This is a genomic window from Thalassolituus sp. LLYu03 (assembly GCF_050507655.1).
Classification (GTDB): Bacteria; Pseudomonadota; Gammaproteobacteria; order Pseudomonadales; family Oceanobacteraceae; genus Venatoribacter.
Genome location: NZ_CP191496.1, coordinates 1,037,229 through 1,059,314 on the forward strand (window position 1 = coordinate 1,037,229; position 22,086 = coordinate 1,059,314).

The 22,086-nt window shown below is 56.0% G+C and carries 15 protein-coding genes; 10 read left to right on the forward strand and 5 right to left on the reverse strand.

What is annotated here, in order from left to right:
* Positions 1–29: 29 nt before the first annotated feature.
* Positions 30–386 carry a MerR family transcriptional regulator gene (locus ACQUQU_RS04950; RefSeq protein ID WP_430462141.1) on the reverse strand — a complete coding sequence of 119 codons (357 nt, stop codon included), beginning with the start codon at positions 384–386 and terminating at the stop codon, positions 30–32.
* 171 nt (positions 387–557) lie between these two features.
* Here ACQUQU_RS04950 and ACQUQU_RS04955 point away from each other — a divergent pair, with 171 nt between their 5' ends.
* Positions 558–1,370, forward strand: a complete 813-nt coding sequence (locus ACQUQU_RS04955) for a glutathione S-transferase family protein (protein ID WP_430462142.1) — start codon at positions 558–560, stop codon at positions 1,368–1,370.
* Here the strand turns inward: ACQUQU_RS04955 and ACQUQU_RS04960 are convergent.
* On the reverse strand, positions 1,343–1,771 hold the full coding sequence (locus ACQUQU_RS04960; RefSeq protein ID WP_430462143.1) for an RrF2 family transcriptional regulator: 429 nt from the start codon (positions 1,769–1,771) through the stop codon (positions 1,343–1,345). The two genes, ACQUQU_RS04955 and ACQUQU_RS04960, sit on opposite strands and share 28 nt — an antisense overlap.
* 153 nt (positions 1,772–1,924) lie before the next feature.
* Here ACQUQU_RS04960 and ACQUQU_RS04965 point away from each other — a divergent pair, with 153 nt between their 5' ends.
* Both ACQUQU_RS04965 and ACQUQU_RS04970 read left to right on the forward strand, forming a co-directional pair.
* Positions 1,925–2,920, forward strand: coding sequence for an NAD(P)/FAD-dependent oxidoreductase (locus tag ACQUQU_RS04965; protein ID WP_430462144.1), 996 nt, complete (start codon positions 1,925–1,927; stop codon positions 2,918–2,920).
* Positions 2,921–3,062: 142 nt separating this feature from the next.
* Entirely contained in the window at positions 3,063–5,030 is a 1,968-nt protein-coding gene (locus ACQUQU_RS04970; protein ID WP_430462145.1) for a methyl-accepting chemotaxis protein, read from the forward strand.
* Between the two features lie 57 nt (positions 5,031–5,087).
* Here the strand turns inward: ACQUQU_RS04970 and ACQUQU_RS04975 are convergent, their stop codons facing one another.
* Entirely contained in the window at positions 5,088–6,803 is a 1,716-nt protein-coding gene (locus ACQUQU_RS04975) for a beta-ketoacyl synthase (protein ID WP_430462146.1), read from the reverse strand.
* A 255-nt stretch (positions 6,804–7,058) separates the two neighbouring features.
* On the opposite strand from ACQUQU_RS04975, the gene ACQUQU_RS04980 reads away from it, so the two are divergent.
* The 4 genes from ACQUQU_RS04980 to aceF all read left to right on the forward strand — a co-directional run bounded on the left by ACQUQU_RS04980 (position 7,059) and on the right by aceF (position 13,952).
* Positions 7,059–8,045: a GlxA family transcriptional regulator gene (locus tag ACQUQU_RS04980; protein ID WP_430462147.1), complete on the forward strand. Its 987-nt coding sequence runs from the start codon at positions 7,059–7,061 to the stop codon at positions 8,043–8,045.
* A gap of 106 nt (positions 8,046–8,151) precedes the next feature.
* A complete protein-coding gene (locus ACQUQU_RS04985; RefSeq protein WP_430462148.1) occupies positions 8,152–9,159 on the forward strand; it encodes a hypothetical protein in 1,008 nt (335 codons plus the stop codon).
* 457 nt (positions 9,160–9,616) lie between these two features.
* A complete protein-coding gene (aceE, locus tag ACQUQU_RS04990; RefSeq protein WP_430462149.1) occupies positions 9,617–12,274 on the forward strand; it encodes a pyruvate dehydrogenase (acetyl-transferring), homodimeric type in 2,658 nt (885 codons plus the stop codon).
* Between the two features lie 13 nt (positions 12,275–12,287).
* Positions 12,288–13,952, forward strand: coding sequence for a dihydrolipoyllysine-residue acetyltransferase (gene aceF, locus ACQUQU_RS04995; RefSeq protein WP_430462150.1), 1,665 nt, complete (start codon positions 12,288–12,290; stop codon positions 13,950–13,952).
* A 79-nt stretch (positions 13,953–14,031) separates the two neighbouring features.
* On the opposite strand, the gene ACQUQU_RS05000 is transcribed toward aceF, so the two are convergent.
* Complete coding sequence (locus ACQUQU_RS05000; protein WP_430462151.1) at positions 14,032–14,874, reverse strand: putative porin; 843 nt, start codon at positions 14,872–14,874, stop codon at positions 14,032–14,034.
* Between the two features lie 290 nt (positions 14,875–15,164).
* Here ACQUQU_RS05000 and ACQUQU_RS05005 point away from each other — a divergent pair, with 290 nt between their 5' ends.
* Both ACQUQU_RS05005 and ACQUQU_RS05010 read left to right on the forward strand, forming a co-directional pair.
* Positions 15,165–15,353: a hypothetical protein gene (locus ACQUQU_RS05005; RefSeq protein WP_430462152.1), complete on the forward strand. Its 189-nt coding sequence runs from the start codon at positions 15,165–15,167 to the stop codon at positions 15,351–15,353.
* Between the two features lie 239 nt (positions 15,354–15,592).
* Positions 15,593–16,036 carry an EF-hand domain-containing protein gene (locus ACQUQU_RS05010; protein ID WP_430462153.1) on the forward strand — a complete coding sequence of 148 codons (444 nt, stop codon included), beginning with the start codon at positions 15,593–15,595 and terminating at the stop codon, positions 16,034–16,036.
* Positions 16,037–16,244: 208 nt separating this feature from the next.
* Here the strand turns inward: ACQUQU_RS05010 and ACQUQU_RS05015 are convergent, their stop codons facing one another.
* Entirely contained in the window at positions 16,245–16,853 is a 609-nt protein-coding gene (locus tag ACQUQU_RS05015; RefSeq protein ID WP_430462154.1) for a MarC family protein, read from the reverse strand.
* A gap of 84 nt (positions 16,854–16,937) precedes the next feature.
* Between ACQUQU_RS05015 and ACQUQU_RS05020 the strand changes: the two genes are divergently transcribed.
* On the forward strand, positions 16,938–22,073 hold the full coding sequence (locus ACQUQU_RS05020) for a DUF7151 family protein (protein WP_430462155.1): 5,136 nt from the start codon (positions 16,938–16,940) through the stop codon (positions 22,071–22,073).
* Positions 22,074–22,086 lie beyond the last annotated feature (13 nt).

A 22,086-nucleotide genomic window follows, 5' to 3' on the forward strand; every position in this document is an offset into this window, starting at 1 on the left:
AGTCAAGGGGTGAGCCGGAGTCTTTTTTGTCAGGAACAGGGCTGGTCGTGCAGTTGGGCCGAGATGCGTTTGATTTCATCGGCTTTGGCGTTCAGCGCTGCGATCTGTTGTTCGATGTCTGCCAGTTTTTGCGTCACCGCTTTGCGCAGCACGTCGCCCGGTAGCCCCCGGCGGATATCGGCGCCGCAGGTCAGTTGCTGAAATTCAGCCAGTGAAAAACCAAGCCGCAGACCGAGGCGGATCTGGCGCACGGTTTCGGCGTAGGTGTCGTCGTACACGCGATAACGGCCAACCCGGCTGGCCTCGGGTATCAGGCCCAGCGCTTCGTAATGGCGGATGGCTTTCGGGGTGGCGCCGGTGAGGCGGCAGAATTCTCCGATGTACATGCAACGTTCCCTGATGTGTTGCCGCGTCTGATTGATGGACGACGGTTGAAGTGTTCAGTTGCGGCCAGAATAGCGGTTATTTACGGCGCAAACTCTCCGGAATTAACCTTATGGCCGGACGTCATGCGCAGTACATTGCCCGCTTTTAGCCAAGGGTTGCGGACGGCCGTCATGACTGAGCAGACAGGACTGGTGTTGTACACCATCAACATGTCGCACTACAGCGAAAAAATCCGCTGGTTGCTGGACTACGAGGGCATCGCCTATCGCGAGGCGCCTTTAACGCCAGCGCTGCATGCACTGCCGATGCTGATCAAAGGGCGTTTGTGGCAAACGACGGTGCCGTTGCTTCAGCAAGGCTCTGTCTGCGTGCAGGACAGCCCGCGCATTGTGAACTGGCTGGCCCGCCGGTACGCCCTGCGCACCTTGCCGCCGGAATCGGACATCGAAATTCTGGCCATTCAGAAACGCTTTGATGCCATTGGCAAAGCGGTGGCGCGCTTTCTGTATTTGCCGGGTTTTGCTCATGGCGAACTGATCCGCGCCATCTGGACCCAGTTTTCGTCACCCTGGGAGGCGCGTTTTATTCAGCTGGCGTATCCGCTGATCAAGCCGGTATTCAGCCTGAAACTCGACATCAACGAAAAACACGTGGCCATTGCGGAACAGGCGATTGATCTGGAAATCCGCTGGCTTGAGCAGCGCATCCTCAGTGGACGCTATCTGGTGGGCAACCGTTTCAGTCTGGCGGATATTGCCGCGGCGGCGTTACTGGCGCCGCTGGCGTGCCCGGTGCAGCATCCGATTTACGGGCATCCGCTGTTCCGCGAAAAAATGGCCATTGCCGCTGGTAAGTGGGAACACAGCCCGGCGCTGCAGTGGGTGCGTGATCTGTACGCCAGCCATCGCGGCGTGGTGTGGCAAAGCATGGGCGAGGTGCCCGCTTTGTTAGACGCTCAGCCGGGCATTCCCAGCGGCGGCTGATCACCGGCCAGCTGATCCAGCGTGACCTGACTGAAGCGCTCCAGTACCAGCGCTTCGGCCGCCTGCAGCACATCATCGATGGCGGTGTTCACCGCCTGTTCAATCGGGCACTCGTTATGTTCATCGGTCAGACCCAGAGTGAACAGCGAGCCTTCCTTCAGCGCTTTATGAATATCCAGCAGCGTTATCTGCGCCAGCGGCATGGCCAGCTGCCAGCCGCCGCCGTGTCCTTTGCCAGAGCTGACGAAGCCTGCGGCTTTCAGAATCGCCATGGTGCGGCGCACCACCACCGGGTTGGTGTGCAGCATCAGGGCAATCTGATCTGAGGTCAGTGGGCTGGTCTGATGATGCATGTGCACCAGCACGTGCAGCATGCGGGACAGGCGGCTGTCTTTTCTCATGGGGCGGTTGTTCTGCGGAAAAATCCGATTGTACTCCGAAAGCGTGCGATGTCTTACGTTACTTTTAACGTATCTTGAGTTGACGGGCTTTCATGTAACTTATAAGGTGCCCTGAGATCATCCTTACTGAAAATCATCCTGAAGAGACACTTTATGACCTCAACCATTGCTTCGGACGTCCGTGCGGAAAGCTGTACAGAAAGCCGCACAGAAAACCACACGGACAACCTCCCGCAAGCCGACACCCTGATCATAGGCGGCAGTTTTGCCGGCTTGTCGGCGGCCCTGCAGCTGGCCCGTGCCCAGCGCCGGGTTGTTATTGTGGACGCCGGTGAGCCGCGCAACCGCTTTGCCCACGAGGCCCACGGCTTCTTCACGCTCGACGGCGTCGCCCCGCACGAGGTGAACGCGCGGGCGCTGGAACCCGTGCTGCGTTATCCGACCGTGAGCCATCACAAGGGCCGGGTGATCGAGGCCGGCCGGGATGACGATGGCTTTGTTATCCGCACCGAAAACGGTGATGTGCTGCGCGGTAAAAGCCTGATTCTGGCGACCGGCGTGCGCGATGAACTGCCGTGGATTCCCGGTCTGCCTGAGCGCTGGGGACATACGGTGGTGCATTGTCCGTATTGCCATGGCTACGAGTTGCGCGGTCTGCCGATCGCTGTACTGGCAGGGTCCGGTCACTCCGCTGTGCAGGCCGCCATGCTGCCCGACTGGGGGCCGGTAACCTATTTCACCCAGGGTGAGTTTGAGCCGGATGACGAGCAGAAGGCGCTGCTCGATAAACGCGGTGTGGCCATTGAACGCACGCCCATAGTGGCTATCGAAGGACCCGAAACCGGGGGTGACAGCCTGAGCATTGCCGCGGTGCGTCTGGCCGACGGCCGTGCCATGGCCGCCGGTGCTGTGTACATCGCACCGAAAACCCGCATTGCCGAAGGGCTGGTTGCCCAACTTGGGCTCGAAACCGAGAGCATGCCCACCGGCGACATCATCCGCACCGATGCGCTGGGCCAGACCAGTGTTGCCGGCGTGTTCGCCGCAGGTGATAACGCCAGCGGCATGCACAATGCCACGCTGGCCTCGGCGGCCGGGGTGATGGCGGGCGTGGCCGCGCACCGCTATCTGATGTTTGGTGCGGGCTGACTCGTGCGGCGGCGCCCAGGGCTGGACAAATGCTGATAAAAGTATGATTGGGACGCACTGTGTCGACTGTGTCACTCAGTCTGGCGCATTAGGTCTGGCAGGCCACCTACACTGAACGTATTCACTGTGGGTGGAGCCTGCCATGCTGCTCAAACAAAAAATCCGTCTTGCCAGTGGCGCTCTGCTGCTGGCGGCCATCATCGGCATTTACGCCATCACCACCTTGCTCGCCGAACCCAAGCTGTATAAAGAAGCCGGTGAACTGGCACGCGCTCAGGTGCAGGACACGGTGTCGGAAATCAACGTGGTGCTGAATTCAACCTCCACGCTGACCCGCAGTCTGGCGCTGCTGGCAGAAACCCTGCCCGCCGATCGCGCCTTGCTGCAGGAGCACCTCGATAACGTCATCGACCAGTACGGCAACAGCGCCATCGCCGGCGGTGGCGTCTGGCCCGAGCCGAGATTGCTGGACGCCGACGAAGACCGGGCGTCGCTGTTCTGGGGGCGCAACGGCGCCCGTCTGGATTTGCTCAACGACTACAACGAAGCCTCAGGTTCGGGGTATCACAACGAAGGCTGGTATACCGTCGGCCGCACCCTGAAACCCGGTCAGTGCGCCTGGTCGGAAGTGTATTTCGATCCGGCCTCCGGCGTGGCCATGACCACCTGTACCGTGGCGATCAAACGCGATAACCGTTTCTGGGGCGTGGCGACTGTCGACCTGATGCTCGAAGGCATGGGTAAGCTGCTGAAACAGCAGAGCGACATCAGCGGCGGTGTGGTCATGGCGGTTGATCAGACCGGCCGCATCATTGGCGCGCCGGGCCTGCGCCCGACGCCTCTGGCGACCAAAACACTGAACGAAGCCATCGCCGCCGATCCGGCGCTGCAGACGCTGGCGCAAGCGCTGAGCAAAGGCGAAGGCATTTACCCGCTGCCGACCGGGGTTATTGAAGGCGATTCCGCCCAGCTGGTGGTGGCGGATATGCCCGCACAGGGCTGGCGCGTGGGGCTGATTCTGCCTGATTCAGTGGCGCTGGCGACGCTGTCGGACATTACCGGTGGTTTGTACGCGGTGCTGATTCCGCTGGTGCTGATTTTCGCGGCGGCGCTGCTGTATTCCGGCAGCCAGCTGATTGCCTGGCTGGACGAAACCACGCGTCAGATCGGCGATATGAGCACAGGCCGCGCTGCTCAGCAGCTGGCGGTGAAGCAACAGGACGAAATTGGCTTGCTGCGCCAGGCGGTGAATCAGTACGGCGAGCATCTGCGCAATCTGCTGGATGAACTCGGGCGCGAATCCGTGGGCGTGAAAGAAGGGGCAGAATCCCTGCAGGCCCTGAGTCAGACCTTAACCCAGCGGGCGCAGCAACAGACCGACGAGCACCAGACGCTGGCAGCGGCCATTACCCAGATGTCGGCCAGCGCGCAGGAAGTGTCGAACAACACCAGCAATGCGGCACAAACGGCGGAAGAAGCGGGCACGCTGGTGAACGAAGGCCGCAATGTGGTGACCAGCAATGCCTCGGCCATCAGCGAGCTGGCGGATGCGTTGTCGAGTGCAGCGCAGGTGATTGATCAGCTGGCCGGCGATACTCAGCGTGTGGGCGCGGTGCTGGATGTTATCAAGGCCATTTCCGAACAAACCAATTTACTGGCACTGAACGCCGCCATCGAAGCCGCCCGTGCCGGCGAACAGGGACGGGGTTTTGCCGTGGTGGCGGACGAAGTGCGCACACTGGCGGGCCGTACGCAGGAATCGGCCAGCGAAATTGAAAGCATGATTGCGCAGTTGCAGAGTGCGGCGAAGCAGGGGGTTACTGTGATCAGCAGCAGCCGCGATTTGTCGGCGCAGTCGATTGAACGGGCGAATATGGCGCGCTCGCATTTTGATGCCATTGTGCAGGCATTTACTGAAATCCGGGCGCGCACCAACAGCATCGCCACGGCGGCGGGTGAGCAGGCCCGGGTCACGCAGGAAATTACGCAGCTGGCCGATCGCATTCAGCATATTTCGGAGCAGAATTCCGACGACGCGCGCAAGCTGCAGTCCATGAGTCAGACATCAACGCAACTGGCGCAACGCCTGCATCAGATCAGTCAGGGCTGATCTTTTTGTGTGCGCTGACTGTGGCAGGCATCGTCTGTTGCAATGGGGAAGAAAGCGTCACAGGCGGACGCTTTCTTCCCAGCCTTTAACGCGGATCTCGGAATCGGAAATCGACAGGTCACCGGGCTCCAGTACCCCATCGCCGAAAATATAACGTGGCTTGTGTTCACCCCGGGTAACGCGGCTGTCGTATTCCTGCGCGTTCAGGCGAATAAATTCATTACGTGCCAGATAATCTTTCCAGCCCTGTGAGCCGGCTTTATGCGCCAGTAATTTATGCACCTGTTGCGGGCTGATCATAAAGCCCGAGGCGTTATTGCCACCAAAGCCTTTGGCATTAATAAACGCCAGTGGCAGGTTAGCGCCGTTCACCGGTTTGTGTTGCAGCAGAATATCCAGCCCGGTTTGGTGTACGTCGCCGGCAATTTCGCTGGTGGTGGTAATGCCCGGAATAATGCCGTGCGCCCAGGTGCCCAGCGTCAGTACTAACTGGTCGGCGGAGGCGGCGGCAATGGAATGGCCGAGGTGCGCTTTAGCCGCGGTGACGGGCCAGCGTTTAATGCCGAAAGCCTGTGCCAGTTCGCTGAAAATATGCGATTCCGTGGTGCGGTTGGCCGGTGTGCTGCTGCCGTGCGCATGCACAAAGGAGCCGTTTTTCAGGGCGTCTTCACCCAGCCAGCGCCTAGCCTCGCCCATGGCTTTGCCCATGGTCAGATAATTACCGACACCGGGATTCGAGATGGATTTTTTGTAGCCATCGGCGTGCACGTACACATCGCCCACTGCGCCATAAATAGTCAGCCCCAGCTCCAGCGCCAGCTCATCGTCACAGAGCACAAAAAACTGCCCCGATTCGGCGATGGTAAAACCACCGTTGTAGCCAAACGGGCGGCTGGCGCGGCGGAAATCCGGTGTCTGTCCGGCGTTCAAACCGTCCAGTTCGCGTAATTTCTGCTCGGTCACCAGCGCCGTCATGGCGCTGTAGCCTTCGACAATTTCCGGCGTCAGTGGTGACTCACTGTTGCCGACCATCACCAGCCGGCGACGACCACTCTGAATATCATCCAGCGCGACTTTTAAATTGTATAAAAAAGTGGCGCAGGCACCGACCATGCTGCCGGTAGCGCCGATATTGCCCAGTACATAGGCGTTAACAAAATCGGCCGGCATTTCACTCAGACCCAGTGCGCATTGCTTGGAACTGGTGCGTTTGCCGAGCAGGGCCGACTGCGTCATGCCGCCGTGGCCGTCGCCATCGAGCTGGCCCATGGCGGAGCCGGCGTACACGGCAATCTGGTCGGGGCGCAGATGGTTGCGGATGCGTTCCCAGTCCATGCCGAGTTGTCCCAGGGCGTCGGACGCGGCGTACACCGCCAGTTGCAGACCGCGCGGGTGGTGATGCGACGGATATTGCGCCGCCGGATCAAATCCCTTGGGTATCTGACCGGCGCTCTGTACAGCCAGACGCTTATGACCCAGCCGCCAGCAGGGGGTGCCGGATTCGTCGGTGAAGGGTTGATGAAAGGGCACTGCGTTGGCGTCCCAGCCGACGTTGTCCCAGCCCCGGATGAGGGTGCCGTTGAGAATTTGCTGGCGCCAGCCGTCGTCGCCGTTGTGCGGCAGGTTCATCAGTTGCGCCAGTGAGTTGAGGGTTTGCTGTTGCTGATCCGCACTCAGCTCATCCAGCACAATGCGGCGGAAAGCGTGGTGGGCGGAGCTGCGTCCGGCGGGATTAATGCCACCGAATCCGGCGATGACGGCGAGTTTTCGCATGCGTTGAATTCCTGATCTGCGCTGACGGGTCTGTGCCCGTGTCGTAATGAGATCATTGTAGGATTGGGCCAAGCAGAAGGATTAGGATAATCTGGTCATAAAGTTGAACATAAAAGACGCCATTATGGCCGCTATGGCACAGCAGCCTTGCCGGGTGGGCGGCTGGCTTTGGTTGCAATTGCGCTTGTGGCTGTCAGTCCGGAGGCACAGGAAGAGGCACAGGAAGAGGCACTGCGCTGTTATTAAGGAGTTTGCATGATTCATCACATCACACTGCTCGCCATCGGGCAGATGCTGAGTTCCAGCGTTGCCATTCCGCTGGAAATGCTCGAAGCCGCCCGCGCACGCCTGAACGTGGTGAAAGACCCGCGCGCCCGGTTCGAAGTGGCCGTGGCAGCGCGGGAGCTGCAACCCATGACCATGCTGGGGGGCTTTCAGATCCGCCCGACCATTACGCCGGAGCAGATCACCAAAACCGATTTAATTGTCGTACCGGCGCTGTGGCGTAATCCCAGACGACAGCTGCAACAGGAAGGGGAAACGATTCAATGGCTGGCGCGCCAGTACCGGCAGGGGGCCAGCATCATTGCCATTGGCACCGGCGTCTGTCTGCTGGCCGAAGCCGGGTTGCTCGACGGAAAACCGGCCACCACCCACTGGCATTATCTCGATCAGTTTGCCCGCGATTACCCTAAGGTGCAGCTGCAGCGCCAGCATTTGCTGACGCAGGCCGGCCGTATTTATTGCGCCGCCAGCGTGAACTCGGGGGCCGACATGATGGTGCATTTTATTGGCATGGAATACGGCCGCGAGCTGGCTTTGCAGGTTGAGCAACAGTTCTCGCCCGAGGTGCGCAACCCGTTTGAGAAAAAAGTCTTTTATGCCGATTCCAGCCATCAGCATCCGGATGAAGAAATTGCGCTGGCCCAGACCTGGCTGCAACAGAATTACCAGTCGCCCTTGTCGTTAGCCTCGCTGGCGAGCTCTGCCGGCTTAAGCGAGCGCCAGTTCGACCGCCGCTTTCGCGCCGTGACCGGAAAAACACCGACGGCGTATCAGCAGCAGTTGCGCTGTGACGCGGCGCGCGAATTGTTGCAGAACTCCAACCTGAATGTGGCCGATATCGCCGCGGCGGTGGGCTACAACGATGCCGGCTATTTTAATCGTGTCTTCCGCCGTCTGGCCGGTCAGACGCCGGGTGAATACCGTAAAAAGGTCAGGGCCAAGCTGTTCAGCAGCTGATCGTGTATTTATGTGGGGTAATAGTGTTTTTTAAACTATTTTCCTCGATGATTTATCTCTAGTATCAGGCTTCATGAAAATTATTTTCACGGAGCGAAAAATAGCTGTGTTTTCCATTAAAAAACTGCTTTTTATTCAGCTGCTGTTCAGTATTTTTACGGTGCAGGCAGCGCCTGATTATTCGTCGCTGATCTATTACTGGTATTCGGGCTCGGGCGTATTGCCCGAGCAATCGAAGCAAGCACTCAAGGGGACGAACGAACGCGTTTATGCCATACGTCTTCCCGTGCCGGACAAAGATACGGAATACCGTTTTACCGCTCGTGCAGAAAACGACCGCATTCTCATCCCGGACATTGTGTTTCTGAACGCTGACCTGCAGGAAATCAAGAATACGGACGCCCATTCCGCCGTCGATGCCTGCGATGGCGAGCTCCAATATCAGGGGCTGCTGCCGGAAGAGGCCCGCTACATGATTGTCCGGCCATGGCGGGAGGGCAAAAAGCTTACCAGTCTGTGCTGGACTATACCGCTCGCCGAGTTTCCGGTTCCACTGCCTTACCCGGGTAAGGTGACCTCCGCCGGCGACAGCCTCAGTGCGCCGGAATTCAGCCTGTTTACCGCATGGAATGGCCGTCGGCGCTTGTTTACTTCGCTGGAACTTGAGAGTGATGGCCACAGTATTCTGGAAGAGAGCAGTCTCAATCGTCCGCAGACACCGGGCGCTCTGAATCTTTATTTAGGGGCTGACTTCCCCTGGCAGCAGAGAACCTTTATTCGCCTCAAAGGGGGTTTGCGCATTCCGTCGGTTAACCGCCACAAGGGACAAATGCTCTATCTGGGCGCCGGGTATTGGGTAAACCGCGACTGGAACCTCAGCGCAGGGCTGCAACTCGATATTAACCGTAATCAGGTGTACTTCAGCCGGGGTTACCCTGCGCCTGGGGTTGTCGAGTACGAACCGGCATTGGGCCTGCGTCTGGCGGGCGAATACCACCTGAGCGCCTACTGGAATGCTGAACTGGCTGTGAATCTTATGCAGCTTGAGACCACCGATGGCACCCGGACGCCAGCCAATACCGTCAGCGCCTCTTTGACGTACTTCTTCAACTGAGGTTGGTTGCCAGCGACAAGGCCAGCAGCCGGGCTGCGCGTAATGGCTGGTTGGCAGACAAAAGGTCAATGAGGTGGGGCAGGTGATACGGCTTGGCAGAGCGTATCACCTGCTGCATCAATTCAGGCCAAAGCTTCTACTTTAGTCTCGAAATGACGGTTTCCTGTAAAAAAACTACAAGCTGTGGATTGTCACTGACAGGCTGTCCATGCAGACTAGGGGCCATCAAGCACAGATCAGTCCAATTTTTGTAGTTTTACTAGCTCTTTTGCGTAGGTAAAACTACGGACCCGCCGTCAGGGGTGCTTATCTATGATTTTTTTCAGAAAGGATAATAGGTAAGACCAATTGCCGGTGAGGCATGAGCCGCTCACAAGGCGGTGTAACGCAAGCACTGTTATGCCACTCCTCATGACCTGTGGATGCCATAACCCAGTTACCGGAGACCGGAGTTCTCATGACACACGATGTCGATGTTTACGAAACCCAGGAATGGCTGGATTCCCTCCACGCTACCATCCGTCACGCGGGCCCAGAGCGGGCTGCCTTCCTGCTGAAAAAGCTGTTCGATCATGCCATGTCCAAAGGCGTTGATCTGCCAGCGGCCATTACCACGCCTTACCGCAATACCATTCCCGTTGAAAAAGAAAAGCGCATGCCCGGCGACCTGTTTATGGAACGCCGCATCCGCTCATTAATCCGCTGGAATGCGCTGGCCATGGTGATGCGCGCCAATGACAACGACGAAGGTCTGGGCGGCCATATTGCTTCATTTTCTTCTGCCGCCACTTTGTACGATGTTGCGTTTAACTATTTTTTCCGTGGCAACGACGACGGTCATTTGGGCGATCTGATTTATTTCCAGGGTCACTCAGCCCCCGGTATTTACGCACGCTCTTATCTGGAAGGTCGTTTCGACGAACAGCAGCTGGATAATTTCCGCCGCGAAGTGGACGGTAATGGTCTGTCGTCGTATCCGCACCCATGGCTGATGCCGGACTACTGGCAGTTCCCGACGGTGTCTATGGGCTTGGGTCCGATTCAGGCGATTTATCAGGCGCACGTGATGCGTTACCTGTCGGCCCGTGAATTGTCACCGCGTGGCGACCGTAAAGTCTGGGCTTTCCTCGGTGACGGCGAATGTGATGAGCCGGAATCTCTGGGTGCTATTTCACTGGCTGGCCGTGAAAAGCTGGAAAACCTGATTTTCGTGATCAACTGCAACCTGCAGCGTCTGGACGGCCCGGTGCGCGGTAACGGCAAAATCATGCAGGAGCTCGAAGGTGTGTTCCGCGGTGCCGGCTGGAACGTGATTAAAGTGGTTTGGGGCCGTCACTGGGACGTGCTGCTGGAAAAAGATAAATCGGGCATGCTGCAGAAGCGCATGGACGAAGTGTGCGACGGCGATCTGCAGAATTACAAAGCCAATGGTCCGGCTTATACCCGCGAGCATTTCTTCGGTGCTTATCCTGAACTGAAAGCGCTGGCCGATGAGCTGACCGACGAAGATATTTTCAAACTGAACCGTGGTGGTCACGACCCGTTCAAGGTTTACGCAGCCTACGCCGAAGCCGTGGCACACAAAGGTCAGCCAACCGTGATTCTGGCGCAAACCGTTAAAGGTTACGGTCTGGGCGATGCCGGCGAATCCGCCAACATTACCCACTCGGTGAAAAAACTGGATAAAGAATCGCTGAAACAATTCCGCGACCGCTTTGCCATTCCGCTGACCGACGAAGAGCTGGAGCGCGTGCCTTATTACCGCCCGGCACCGGACAGCCCGGAAATGAAATACATGCGCGAACGCCGCAGCAAGCTGAATGGTTTCGTACCGTCCCGCCGCACCGCGTTTGAGCCGTTGAATGTACCGGCGCTGGATGTATTCAAAGGCCAGTTATCGGGCAGTGGCGAGCGTGAACTGTCATCCACCATGGCGTTTGTGCGTGTGCTGTCGCAACTGGTAAAAGACAAAGAAATCGGCAGCCGTGTGGTGCCGATTGTGCCGGACGAAGCCCGTACCTTCGGTATGGAAGGCATGTTCCGCCAGTTGGGCATTTATTCTTCTCAGGGCCAGAAATACACCCCGCACGACTCTGGCCAGATCATGTACTACAAAGAAGATAAAAAAGGCCAGATTCTGGAAGAAGGCATTAACGAAGCCGGTGCCATGTCGGCCTGGGTTGCGGCGGCGACAGCCTACAGCAACTCCAACTGCCCGATGATTCCGTTCTATGTGTTTTACTCCATGTTCGGTTTCCAGCGTATCGGCGATTTAGCCTGGGCGGCTGGTGATATTCAGGCGCGTGGTTTCTTAATTGGTGCCACCGCTGGCCGTACCACACTGAACGGCGAAGGTCTGCAGCATCAGGATGGTCACAGTCATTTAATGGCGCACACCATTCCGAACTGTAAATCCTACGACCCTACCTACAGTTTTGAACTGGCGGTGATTATTCAGGATGGTCTGAAACGCATGTTTGCCGACGAGGAAAACTGCTTCTACTACATCACCACCATGAACGAAAACTACGTTCACCCGGATATGCCGGTGGGTGCTGAAGACGGCATCATCAAAGGTATTTACAAGCTGAAATCCGGTAAGAAGAGCAAAGCGTCTGAGCCGCGTGTGCAGCTGATGGGCGCCGGCACCATTCTGCGTGAAGCCGAAGCCGCGGCTGAGATTCTGCGCGAACACTACGGTGTGGAATCGGATGTCTGGTCGGTAACCTCGGTGAACGAACTGGTGCGCGATGCTCACCGTTGCGAGCGTGAAAACCTGCTCAATCCTGAAGCCGAAGCAAAAGTGCCTTACGTCACCTCTGTGCTGAGCGAAGCCGAAGGTCCGTTTATTCTGGCAACCGATTATCTGAAATCTTACGGTGATCAGCTGCGCGCTTATGTGCCGGGTAAATACAAGGTGCTGGGAACCGATGGTTTTGGCCGCAGTGACACCCGCAAGAAACTGCGTCATTTCTTCGAAGTCAGCCGTGAGTTTATCGTGCTGTCCGCTCTGACCGAACTGGCAAAAGAAGGCAAATTCCCAATGAGCGATCTGGCCAAAGCCAGAACCGATCTGGGTATTGCTGCCGATAAATCTGACCCAACCCAGTGCTGATCAGGAGGCGATCATGAGCTTAATGACCGTGAAAGTGCCTGACATTGGTGGGGCAGAAAACGTCGAAATTATTGAAATTAACGTCGCCGTCGGCGATGCGCTGGACGCGGAGCAGGAAATTCTGGTGCTGGAGACCGACAAGGCCACCATGGAAATTCCCTGCCCACAGGCCGGTACTGTGGCGAAATTGCTGGTGAAAGTGGGCGATAAAGTGTCCGAAGGCGCTGCCATTCTGGAACTGGAAACCGCAGCCGCAGCATCGGAACAAGCGCCGGCAGAAACACCAGCGCCTGCAGCTGCGGAAAAACCCGCAGAGAAAGCCGCAGAATCAGTCGCCGAAAAACCGGCTGCTGCCAGCAGTGCTGCACAGGCGGTTGATCATGTGGTGGTTGATCTGGTGGTGCCCGATCTGGGCGGCGCCAATGAAGTCACCGTGATTGAAATTGCGGTAGAAAAGGGTGCCAGTGTTGCCGCTGACGATTCCCTGATTGTGCTGGAAAGCGATAAAGCCAGCATGGATATTCCGGCACCCGAGGCCGGTACCATCACCGAGTTTCTGATTAATGTCGGCGACAAAGTCAAAGAAGGGCAGGTTTACGCCCGTCTGAAAACCTCGGGAACTGCCAGCGTGGCTGCACCTGCTGCAGAACAGCCAACAGAAAAACCAGTGGAAAAAGCGGCAGAAAAACCAGCCGCTGCGCCAGCTGCTCCTGCCAGCGTGAAAGAAAGCGCCAGCGCGAAAGCAACGGACGAAGCCGTGGATTTCCACAGCGTATACGCCGGCCCGTCATCCCGTCGTCTGGCGCGCCAGCTGGGTGTGAATCTGGCTAAGGTCAAAGGCACTGGCGTGCGTGGTCGTGTGACCAAAGACGATATCCGCGCCTATGTGAAAGATCTGGTGCAGAAAGTCGAAAGTGGTTCGGTGGCTGTGTCCGGCGGTTCCGGTATTCCACCGATTCCGGCGGTCGATTTTGCCCAGTTCGGCGATATCGAAATGCGCCCGATGAGTAAAATCAAAAAGGTAACGGCGGCCAATATGAGCCGTGCCTGGCTGAACGTGCCACACGTGACTCAGTTCGACGATGCCGATATTACCGATCTGGATGAATTCCGCGCCTCGATGAAAGCTGAATCAGAAAAAGCCGGTGTAAAACTCACACCGCTGCCATTCCTGATTAAAGCGGCGGCCAAAGCGCTGGAGCTGGAACCCAGCTTTAACGTATCGCTGCATCACGATGGCGAACATATTGTGCAGAAACACTATGTGCATATCGGTATTGCCTGCGATACACCGAATGGCCTGATGGTGCCGGTACTGCGTGATGCCAATAAAAAAGGCATTTACCAGATCGCCCGTGAGGTGAATGAACTGATTGAAAAAGCCCGCACCGGCAAACTCAAGCCGAACGAAATGCAGGGCGGATGCTTCACGATTTCCAGTCTGGGTGCCATTGGCGGAACCGGGTTTACCCCGATCGTTAACGCGCCGGAAGTGGCGATTCTTGGGGTATCGAAAGCACAGATCAAACCTGTGTGGAACGGCAAAGAATTTGTGCCGCGTAATATGCTGCCACTGGCAGTGTCTTATGACCATCGCGCCATTAATGGTGCTGACTGCGGCCGCTTCTTTACCACACTGGTGGCGCTCATCGCTGATGTGAGACGCCTGACTTTATAATGGGTGGGTCCCCGAACCTGTAATTGTTCAGGACCTTTTTGCCCGGCCAATTGGCCGGGCTTTTTTTGCCTGCTGAAAATCAGAAGCGGGCAGTTACGGAAATGCCAAACTCCGTAGAGTCGATATCGCTGTCGCCGATGCTGTTGTTGGTATAGGTGAATGCCAGAGACAGGTCATCGCGGATAAAAGCGCGTGCGTTCAGATTCAGTGCGGTTGCATCATAGTTATCGTCATCGCTCATCGCTTGCGCTACGCTGGCACCAACGCTGAATGTTGGCATTGGATAATAATCTGCAGCCAGCACAACTGAGGTCGCGTCATCTCCACCATTTGGCACGCTGTGGCTGAGTACAACACTCATGTTGAAGGCCTGGCCATTGCCCAGATCGGCAAGGTGTTTGGCTCCAAAGGTGTAGCTTTTGGTGTTGCCGTGAACTAGTCCGGTAATGTCAGTCTTTTTGTAAGAGAAAGAGGCCAGAGTCCGGTCGTTGATGAAGTAACCACCCCCAAGTACCAGTATCTTATTGGTGAAGTCACCATCGTAAGGCGATTCAAAATCTTCCTTGATGCGGATGTAATTGGCTTTGAGCACGATCGGCTGATCCGGTGTAACGAAGGTGATGCCAGCCGCCAGAGGAATACCACTACTTTCAATACCCGAGCCGTAATCAGAGCTGCTGTGACCTATGGCAATTTTCACACTGCTTGCTTTGCCCAGAAAGGCTGCCTCAGCCAGTGGGCCGCCATCGGTATTAACCGGTGCCAGATAGTGAGTCAGCTGCGCCATCAGCACATCGTTGCTGTAAGACTCAGCTTCGCTACTCATGTAGTCGAAGGTCAGCTCATCACTGAATTCCGCGGCTTGTGCTGCATTGAAGGCTAAAAGAGAGGTCGCCAGAGCTGGCAGAACATAAAACTTCATTGATAAATCCTTGATTCAGAAACTTCCATACCGACAGGCTGCTGCAGAAGCAGGACTGTCGCATTTGCGCGTCTTCTTGCGCAAGGCAGGCTGATCCTACGCAAAATTCACGCCGGTTGGCAAAGAAAAGCTGCCGGTTAACCCGTGAATAATGGGTACAGCCTGTTGCATATTTATTAACATTCTCCGGGATATAAACACGCTAATGTCTGACTAAGCTTGTAAGACTTGTTGCCGCGTGAGCGCAGCGGGTCAGAACAATAATCACAGCGCAGAGCGCGGAGGTTGTTATGAGCAAGGTAAATTGGTTAGCCGGTATCGCCTGTATGGCCAGTGCCACCGTCGCGGGGGCAAAGGAAACATCACAGCCGGAAGCCATTGATAAACAGACAGAACGTAAGGCCCATACCGTTTACACGCCGGTACAGACCACCAAAATGGACCTGCTGGTCGACGTCCTGAAAACCCGACTTAACTGACACGCGCACGACCCTTTATCCGGATGCGTCCGGTTTGCGCCGCAAGGTGCCGGGGTGTTGTGGCAACACCCCAATCACACTTCCTCTGACTATCCGTTAGAAGCTGTCTTTCAAACACCTCATTATCATTTTGCAAAACCCGCTGGCTTGCGCCTTTACCGCGACTTTACCCGGCGATTCAAAACTTCCACGGCGATCCGCTGCCTGAGTTCCGCACACATTCTTTGTAAGGAACTTCTATGCGCACTTTATCCCTGATGCCGCTGATGCTGGCGTCGTTCGTCAGTTTTGGTCTGTCCGTCACCCACGCCGACAACAGCCGCCCGGACATGCCCGGTAAGGCAAAAAGTTTCAGCCAGCTGGACACCGACGGCAGTGGCTATCTGACCGAAGACGAAGTGAGCGATGACCGCTTTCTGGCCGACAAATTTTCCGAACTCGATACCAATAACGACGGCACCCTGACCGAGGATGAACTCAAACAGCCGGGGCAGGGTGGTCAGGACGGCGGAAAAGGCGCCGGTCAGCCGCCATCCTTCAGTGATCTGGATACCGACGGCGATGGCGAGATCAGTCAGGACGAAGCCGCTTCCGACCGTTTCCTGAGTGAGATGTTCGATAAGATGGATCGTGATGGCAGCGGCACCCTGAGCGAAGACGAGATGCGTCCTCCACGCCGCTGAGCCGTTGCTGACAGAGCGTCCTTCAGCCTCCGCTGGTTGTCGAAGGACACAGGGGATGCCTGGCAGAACGACGCAGATAATAAAAAAGGGGCTTTTGCCCCTTTTTTATTGCTGTGTGCGTTGCCCTTAATAACATCGCCGCTTTTGTTTGCCTTTATCGCAAGGCTGCCTTGGAGCGTCGTGCTGGAAGGCCGGGCTGAAGACCGGTTCAGAGAGCAAAATAGGTTTTGATGCCCGACAGAATATTGCTCACAGCTACCGAAGCCAGAATCAGCCCCATCACCCGGCTGATGATGCTGGCGCCACTGTCGCCGATCAGGCGGTGCACATAGCTGGCGCCCAGTAACAGCAGCAGCACAATGGCCAGCACCGCCAGCATCAGGGCAGTGGTCTGCGACTGTTCGAGCAGACTGAAGCGGTTGTTTTCCGTCATCAGCACCGCACCCAGCATGGCACCGGGGCTGGCAATGGACGGAACGGCAAGCGGAAATATCGCGGTTTCTTTACCGTCGCTGACGGCCTTCTTCTCTTCGGCGGGTTTGCCCTCGCCAAAAATCATGGTCAGTGCAAACAGGAACAGCACAATGCCGCCTGCGATCTGGAAGGCCGACAAGGGAATATTGATGGCATTCAGGATGACCTCGCCGGCCACCACAAAAAACACCAGAATCAGCGCCGAATAGAAGGTCGCCCGCAGCGCAATGCGGCGCTTGGCGGCCTCTGAATAGTGAGCCGTTACCGCAATAAAGACAGGCACGGTGCCAATCGGGTCGATCACGGCAAAAAAGAAAATAAAGGTCGCGAGCAATTCGCTCATAACGTGTCCAGGCAAAGATTTCGGATAGCCAGAAGCATACGTGAATACCGCATTTTGTGACAGCAAACTGGTCGTGATCGAACATTGACACTGATAAAAAACTTATCTAGCCTCGCGCGCACCTTACTGATCAGGGATGATTTTATGATGGCGCCTCGTTTTGCGGCTCTGTTTTTTGCTGTGCTTCTTTCCGCCTGCGGTGCCGGTTCTACTGGCTCAGATGATTCTGCGGGTGCCAATTCCGGAACCAATCCATCCCCGGAAAATCCGGATACATCACTGAAGCAATTCGATTCAATGGTTGAAGCCATGTCGGCCTCAACATCGGATTGCCCGGATGGTGGTGTAGAAATTCATCTTGGTATCGACACCAACGGTAATGGCCGTCTGGATAACGTCGAGATCGACGACAGCAGAACACTGGTACTCTGTCATGGTGCTGCAAACCGGACGTTGTTTTTTGTTAAAGATGCCCCTGAATCCAGCTGTCCAGCCGGCGGTAAGCAGCTATCCATTGGTTGGGATGATGATGCCGATGGGGTTTTGTCCGTTGCAGAGGTCGATGAATCCCACGTTCTCTGTAATGGCAATGCCGAATATCTGCCATCTGCACTGATTAATACCGGGGTCGAACCCGCTGGCGATAATTGCCCGGCCGGTGGCGTGAAGATCGAAACAGGCACAGATGACGATAAAGACGGTCTGCTGGGCGACGATGAAATCAGCAGCTCTGGTTATGTCTGTAATGGTGAAGCAGGTGCGTCTTTCAGTGTTGCTAGCGTGCGTCTGGCAACCTCCTTTTCTGCCGGTGATGCGTCCTGCTCCGGGCAATTTCAGGTTTTTGAACTCTTTAATGACCTAAACGGCAATACTCTGCTGGACGATGGTGAGCGCTTGTCTTCCGACAAAGTTTGCCTGCAGTCCGTGCAGTTGGTGAGTTTATCTGATGCATCCGAGGCGGTTTGCCCTGCAGGCGGTAAAACCATTGCAACGGGTAATGATGCCAATGCTGACGGCATTTTACAGGCCGGAGAGGTGTTACAGTCCGAGAGTCTCTGCAATGGTATTTCGCGGGAAATTACCCTGCCAGTTCCGAGACTTTCGATCTCTGTTGAACCGGCGGGTGAGCATTGCGCCGCCGGTGGCCTGAAGGTAGAAGCGGGCGACGATCTAAACACCAATGGTCTGTTGGACAGCACAGAAGTGACGGCGACTCATTACATTTGTAATGGAGCAGACGGAGCAGACGGAGCAGACGGCAATGCCGATTTTGACCGGTTGCTGATACGCACTGTGCCGGTACAGGGCGAGAACAATTGTGTCGGCTATGGTACCAAAATCATGGTCGGCCTTGATGCCGATGCAGACCAGTATCTGGATGATGAAGAAGTCACCAGCATCAGTTACGACTGCGACGCCGACCAGATTCCAGATATTAATTTAATGAGCAAGTCAGATGCATCGGTTGGTGAGTGGTGGCAGGCGACGATTTCCTTATGGGATGAGCAGCCAGAAAACCTGGATGTACAGCTGAAGGACAAACCTGATTGGGTTGAAATAACCGGCCGCACTCATGACCAGCTTCAGTTGGGTGGCCGCCCGGCAAGTGCGGGCAATTTCATATTTTCGGTTGTTGTCAGCGATGGCGTAAATTCGGCAGAACTGAATGTGACCGTTGAGGTTTCGTCTGCGGTGATTGTGCGGGTTGAGGGTAATCTGACAGAAGGCGAAAGCGGTAGCTTTGATTTTGTGTTGTCGGCCCCACTGACAGAGTCGTTGGAACTTGAATATAACCTCTCTTACAGCGGTGATTATTACTACTACGACTATCGCCGTTATGCGGTATTAATCCCAGCCGGAGAAACCCGTAAGTCCGTTCCGGTTGCGATACCGGATGACGACCGTTTCGTTCTGAATCCGTCACTGCGGGTAGGCATCACAGCGTTTAATACTAATTCCGACGAGGTCATTGTTCAGGCCTCGGAACATGGAGTGGCCATTCAGGAAAACGATACGCTGCAGCTGATTTCCGGTACTTCCATCTATGAACATTATCCATGCCGGGAATACGTTAGCGGCAATGATGGGGGCTACAACCTAGAGGCTTGTAATCCGGCCAGTGTAGAAGTTCTGGAGGCGCCGGCCTGGTTGACGGTATTGCAGATCTGGGATGGTTTAATCATGACTGGCCAGGTGCCTGTCGAGGCGGTTGGCAGCTCTGGCACCGTCAGTCTGCGCCTGACATTTTCTGATAACAGTCAGCGCCTGATCAGTGTCGATTGGCTGGTGAGCGAAAATGACGCCGATGGTGACGGTGCACCCGACTCCACAGATGCCTTTCCTCAGAATCCTCTGTACAAACTGGATACCGACGCCGACGGCATTGCCGATGAATGGGAACTGAGGCTGCTGGGGGACCTGACAACGGCAACGGCAACGTCCGATTACGACAACGACGGCATCTCCGATCTGCAGGCATTTACCACTGGCAGTCCACTGAATCATCTGCGTTTCGATTTCGAAAACGGCAGTCTGCCCGACGGTTGGAGCAACACAGCGAATGCTTTGTGGAGCGTTACCAACACGCGTGCATACTCTGGCCAGTATTCTCTGATGGCTGGCGGTGCCGGAGATTATTCGGCAGGTTATCCGCAGCTGTCTTTTGTTCTGGATCTGGATGGCAGTGATATCGCCAGCCGCATTTATTTTGAAGGTATTGATAAGCCAGAGCAGTTGCTGCGTGTAGCGTTCGAATTGCAGCCAATAGACGGCTTGGGCACTTACCATTACATCGAGTTGCCGACCCCGACCAATTTTGATGGTAATTCCAGCATCAGTGGCTATGACCAATGGTTGGTGGCTGTTGCGCACGTTGCGGCGGGCCGTTATCAGGCAACCCTGTCAGTAATGCCTATGTATTGCTGCAGTTCAGAGCCTGTTGTTCCGGGCAAAGTCTATCTCGATTTTATTCACGGTATTCATGGCCCAACGCCGGGCGACGCCGATAACGACGGCATTCCGAATTATCTGGATGATTATGTCAGCGTGCCTGTGCCGAGCGAAAACGACCGCGACGGTGATGGCATTCCGGATACGATGGATGCCTTCCCCGACGATGCCCGTTATTCGCAGGATAACGACGCCGATGGTCTGCCCGATGAATGGGAGTACCAATATTTTGGCTGGTTAGGTGCCAACGATGGCTCAGCCGATAGCGACGGCGATGGTGTGTCCGATGCCGATGAGTTTGTGGCGGGTACAGAACCGCTGGACGACCGCGATGGTGATGGCGTGCACGATGGCATAGACGCCTTCCCGGATGATGCGCGCTACAGCGAGGACAATGACGCCGATGGTTTGGCCGATGAGTGGGAAAGCGAATATTTCGGATATTACTGGAATGCGTACCCGGATGATGATTCAGACGGTGATGGAGAAAACAACATCGCTGAGTTTCTGGCTGGTACCAACCCGATTGTTGCTAATCTTAAAACCACTCTCGATCTTGTGCAGGTCGGCAGCAGCCAGACTGTGGTGCTGGACCCACTCGCTAACGATAGCAGCGGTGGCAGTATTCAGCTGATCAGTGTGGATTCACCCGATGTCGGTACTTTGCAGCAGGTTGATGGTGAATACCTTTATACCGCGCCAGCGGATTACATCGGCTGGCTGAGCATAGGGTATACCGCCCAGGATGAGTACAGTACGGCTGAAGGCCAGATTCTGATCCGCATCCGCAATACGCAATTACCCGCCCTGGTGAAAATAGAAGGCAGTCAGAACAGTAATTATAGTGGTGCTCTGTTTGATGATGGCGCGCTCTACCTCTGGGGTAATAACAGTAACGGACAACTGGGCACTGGTGACACAGTTGCCAGCAATGTTCCTGTGCTGGCAATGACGGACGTCCAGGATTTTGCGCTTGGTTCTGGTAGCTTCGAACGCACTGTTGCACTGCGCAGCGATGGCTCGGTATGGGGTTGGGGCTATGGTCAGCTCTTGCCGGCGCAGGTGACCGCGCCGGAAAATACTGTGTTTACTCAGCTTGTGCAGGCAGGGGCTTATTTGTGGCTTCTGGCAGAGGACGGCACCGTTTGGCAAAGTTATCTTTACGACTTGTCGTCCATTACTACCGATAACAGCATCGCTAACGTCCGCCAGTTAGCTGGCGGTTATTACCATGTGCTGGCGCTGTTGGAAGATGGCTCTGTCATGTCCAGCGGTAGCAATGGCGATGGCCAGCTGGGTATCGGCAGCTTCAGCTCCGCCAGTGGTTGGCAAACCGTCAGCAAAATCAGTGGCATTCGCCAGATCGCGGCGGGTGGAAATCATAGTTTTGCCATTGATGAACAAGGCGATCTGTTTGGTTGGGGTTACAACGGATACGACGGCTCCCTTGGTGATGGCAGCACTGTAAACCGTAACGTGCCGGTGTGGATTGCCGCAGACGTCACAGCGGTTGCAGCCGGGTACGGCCATTCTGTTTGGTTGAAAAATAACGGTGAGCTTTACGGGGCGGGCAGTGGCTATGCCTTGGGGGCATGCAGTTCCTATGGGGCGTCTACGGGCTGCCTGATCGCTGATGCGGTCGATCTGATCGGAGCAGGCAGCTACTCCAGCTTTATTCAGCGTAAGGGTATTACCTACGCTATGGGGAACAACTATTCCGGTGAACTCGGTGTAGGCTCCAATACCAACGTAAACCGTCCGATGCCGGTGGCCTGGATGCAGGAAGCCTATTTGTCCGAGCTGGGCATGGAAGGCTTTGAGCTGGGGCAACTGCCGCCGAACTGGCGTAATGGCGGCCAGATCTGGCAGGTCAGCGACGATGAGGCTTATGCCGGCAGTTATGCCGTGAAAATCGGCTCTACTGTCGCCGATAACAGCAGCGCCAGTCTGGGGATGTCTTTGGTAACCGGTTCCGGCAATGTGCGCTTCCGCGTGAAAACCAGTACCGAGCAAGACTACGACCGCCTGATCTTTATGATCGACGGAGTCGAAATGGCCAGCTATTCAGGTGAAACAGGATGGCTGGCATCCGCCGACTTTGCGGTAACGGCAGGTCAGCACGCCTTCGAGTGGCGCTACACGAAAGACGGCGGCACCGTGGCCGGGCAGGATACCGTTTGGCTCGACAACATCGAGATTCCGGTCGATACCGACGGTGACGGAATTCTTGATGTCGAGGATCCGGACCCGAATCGTGTTACCGTGCCGTAAATGACACAAGCCC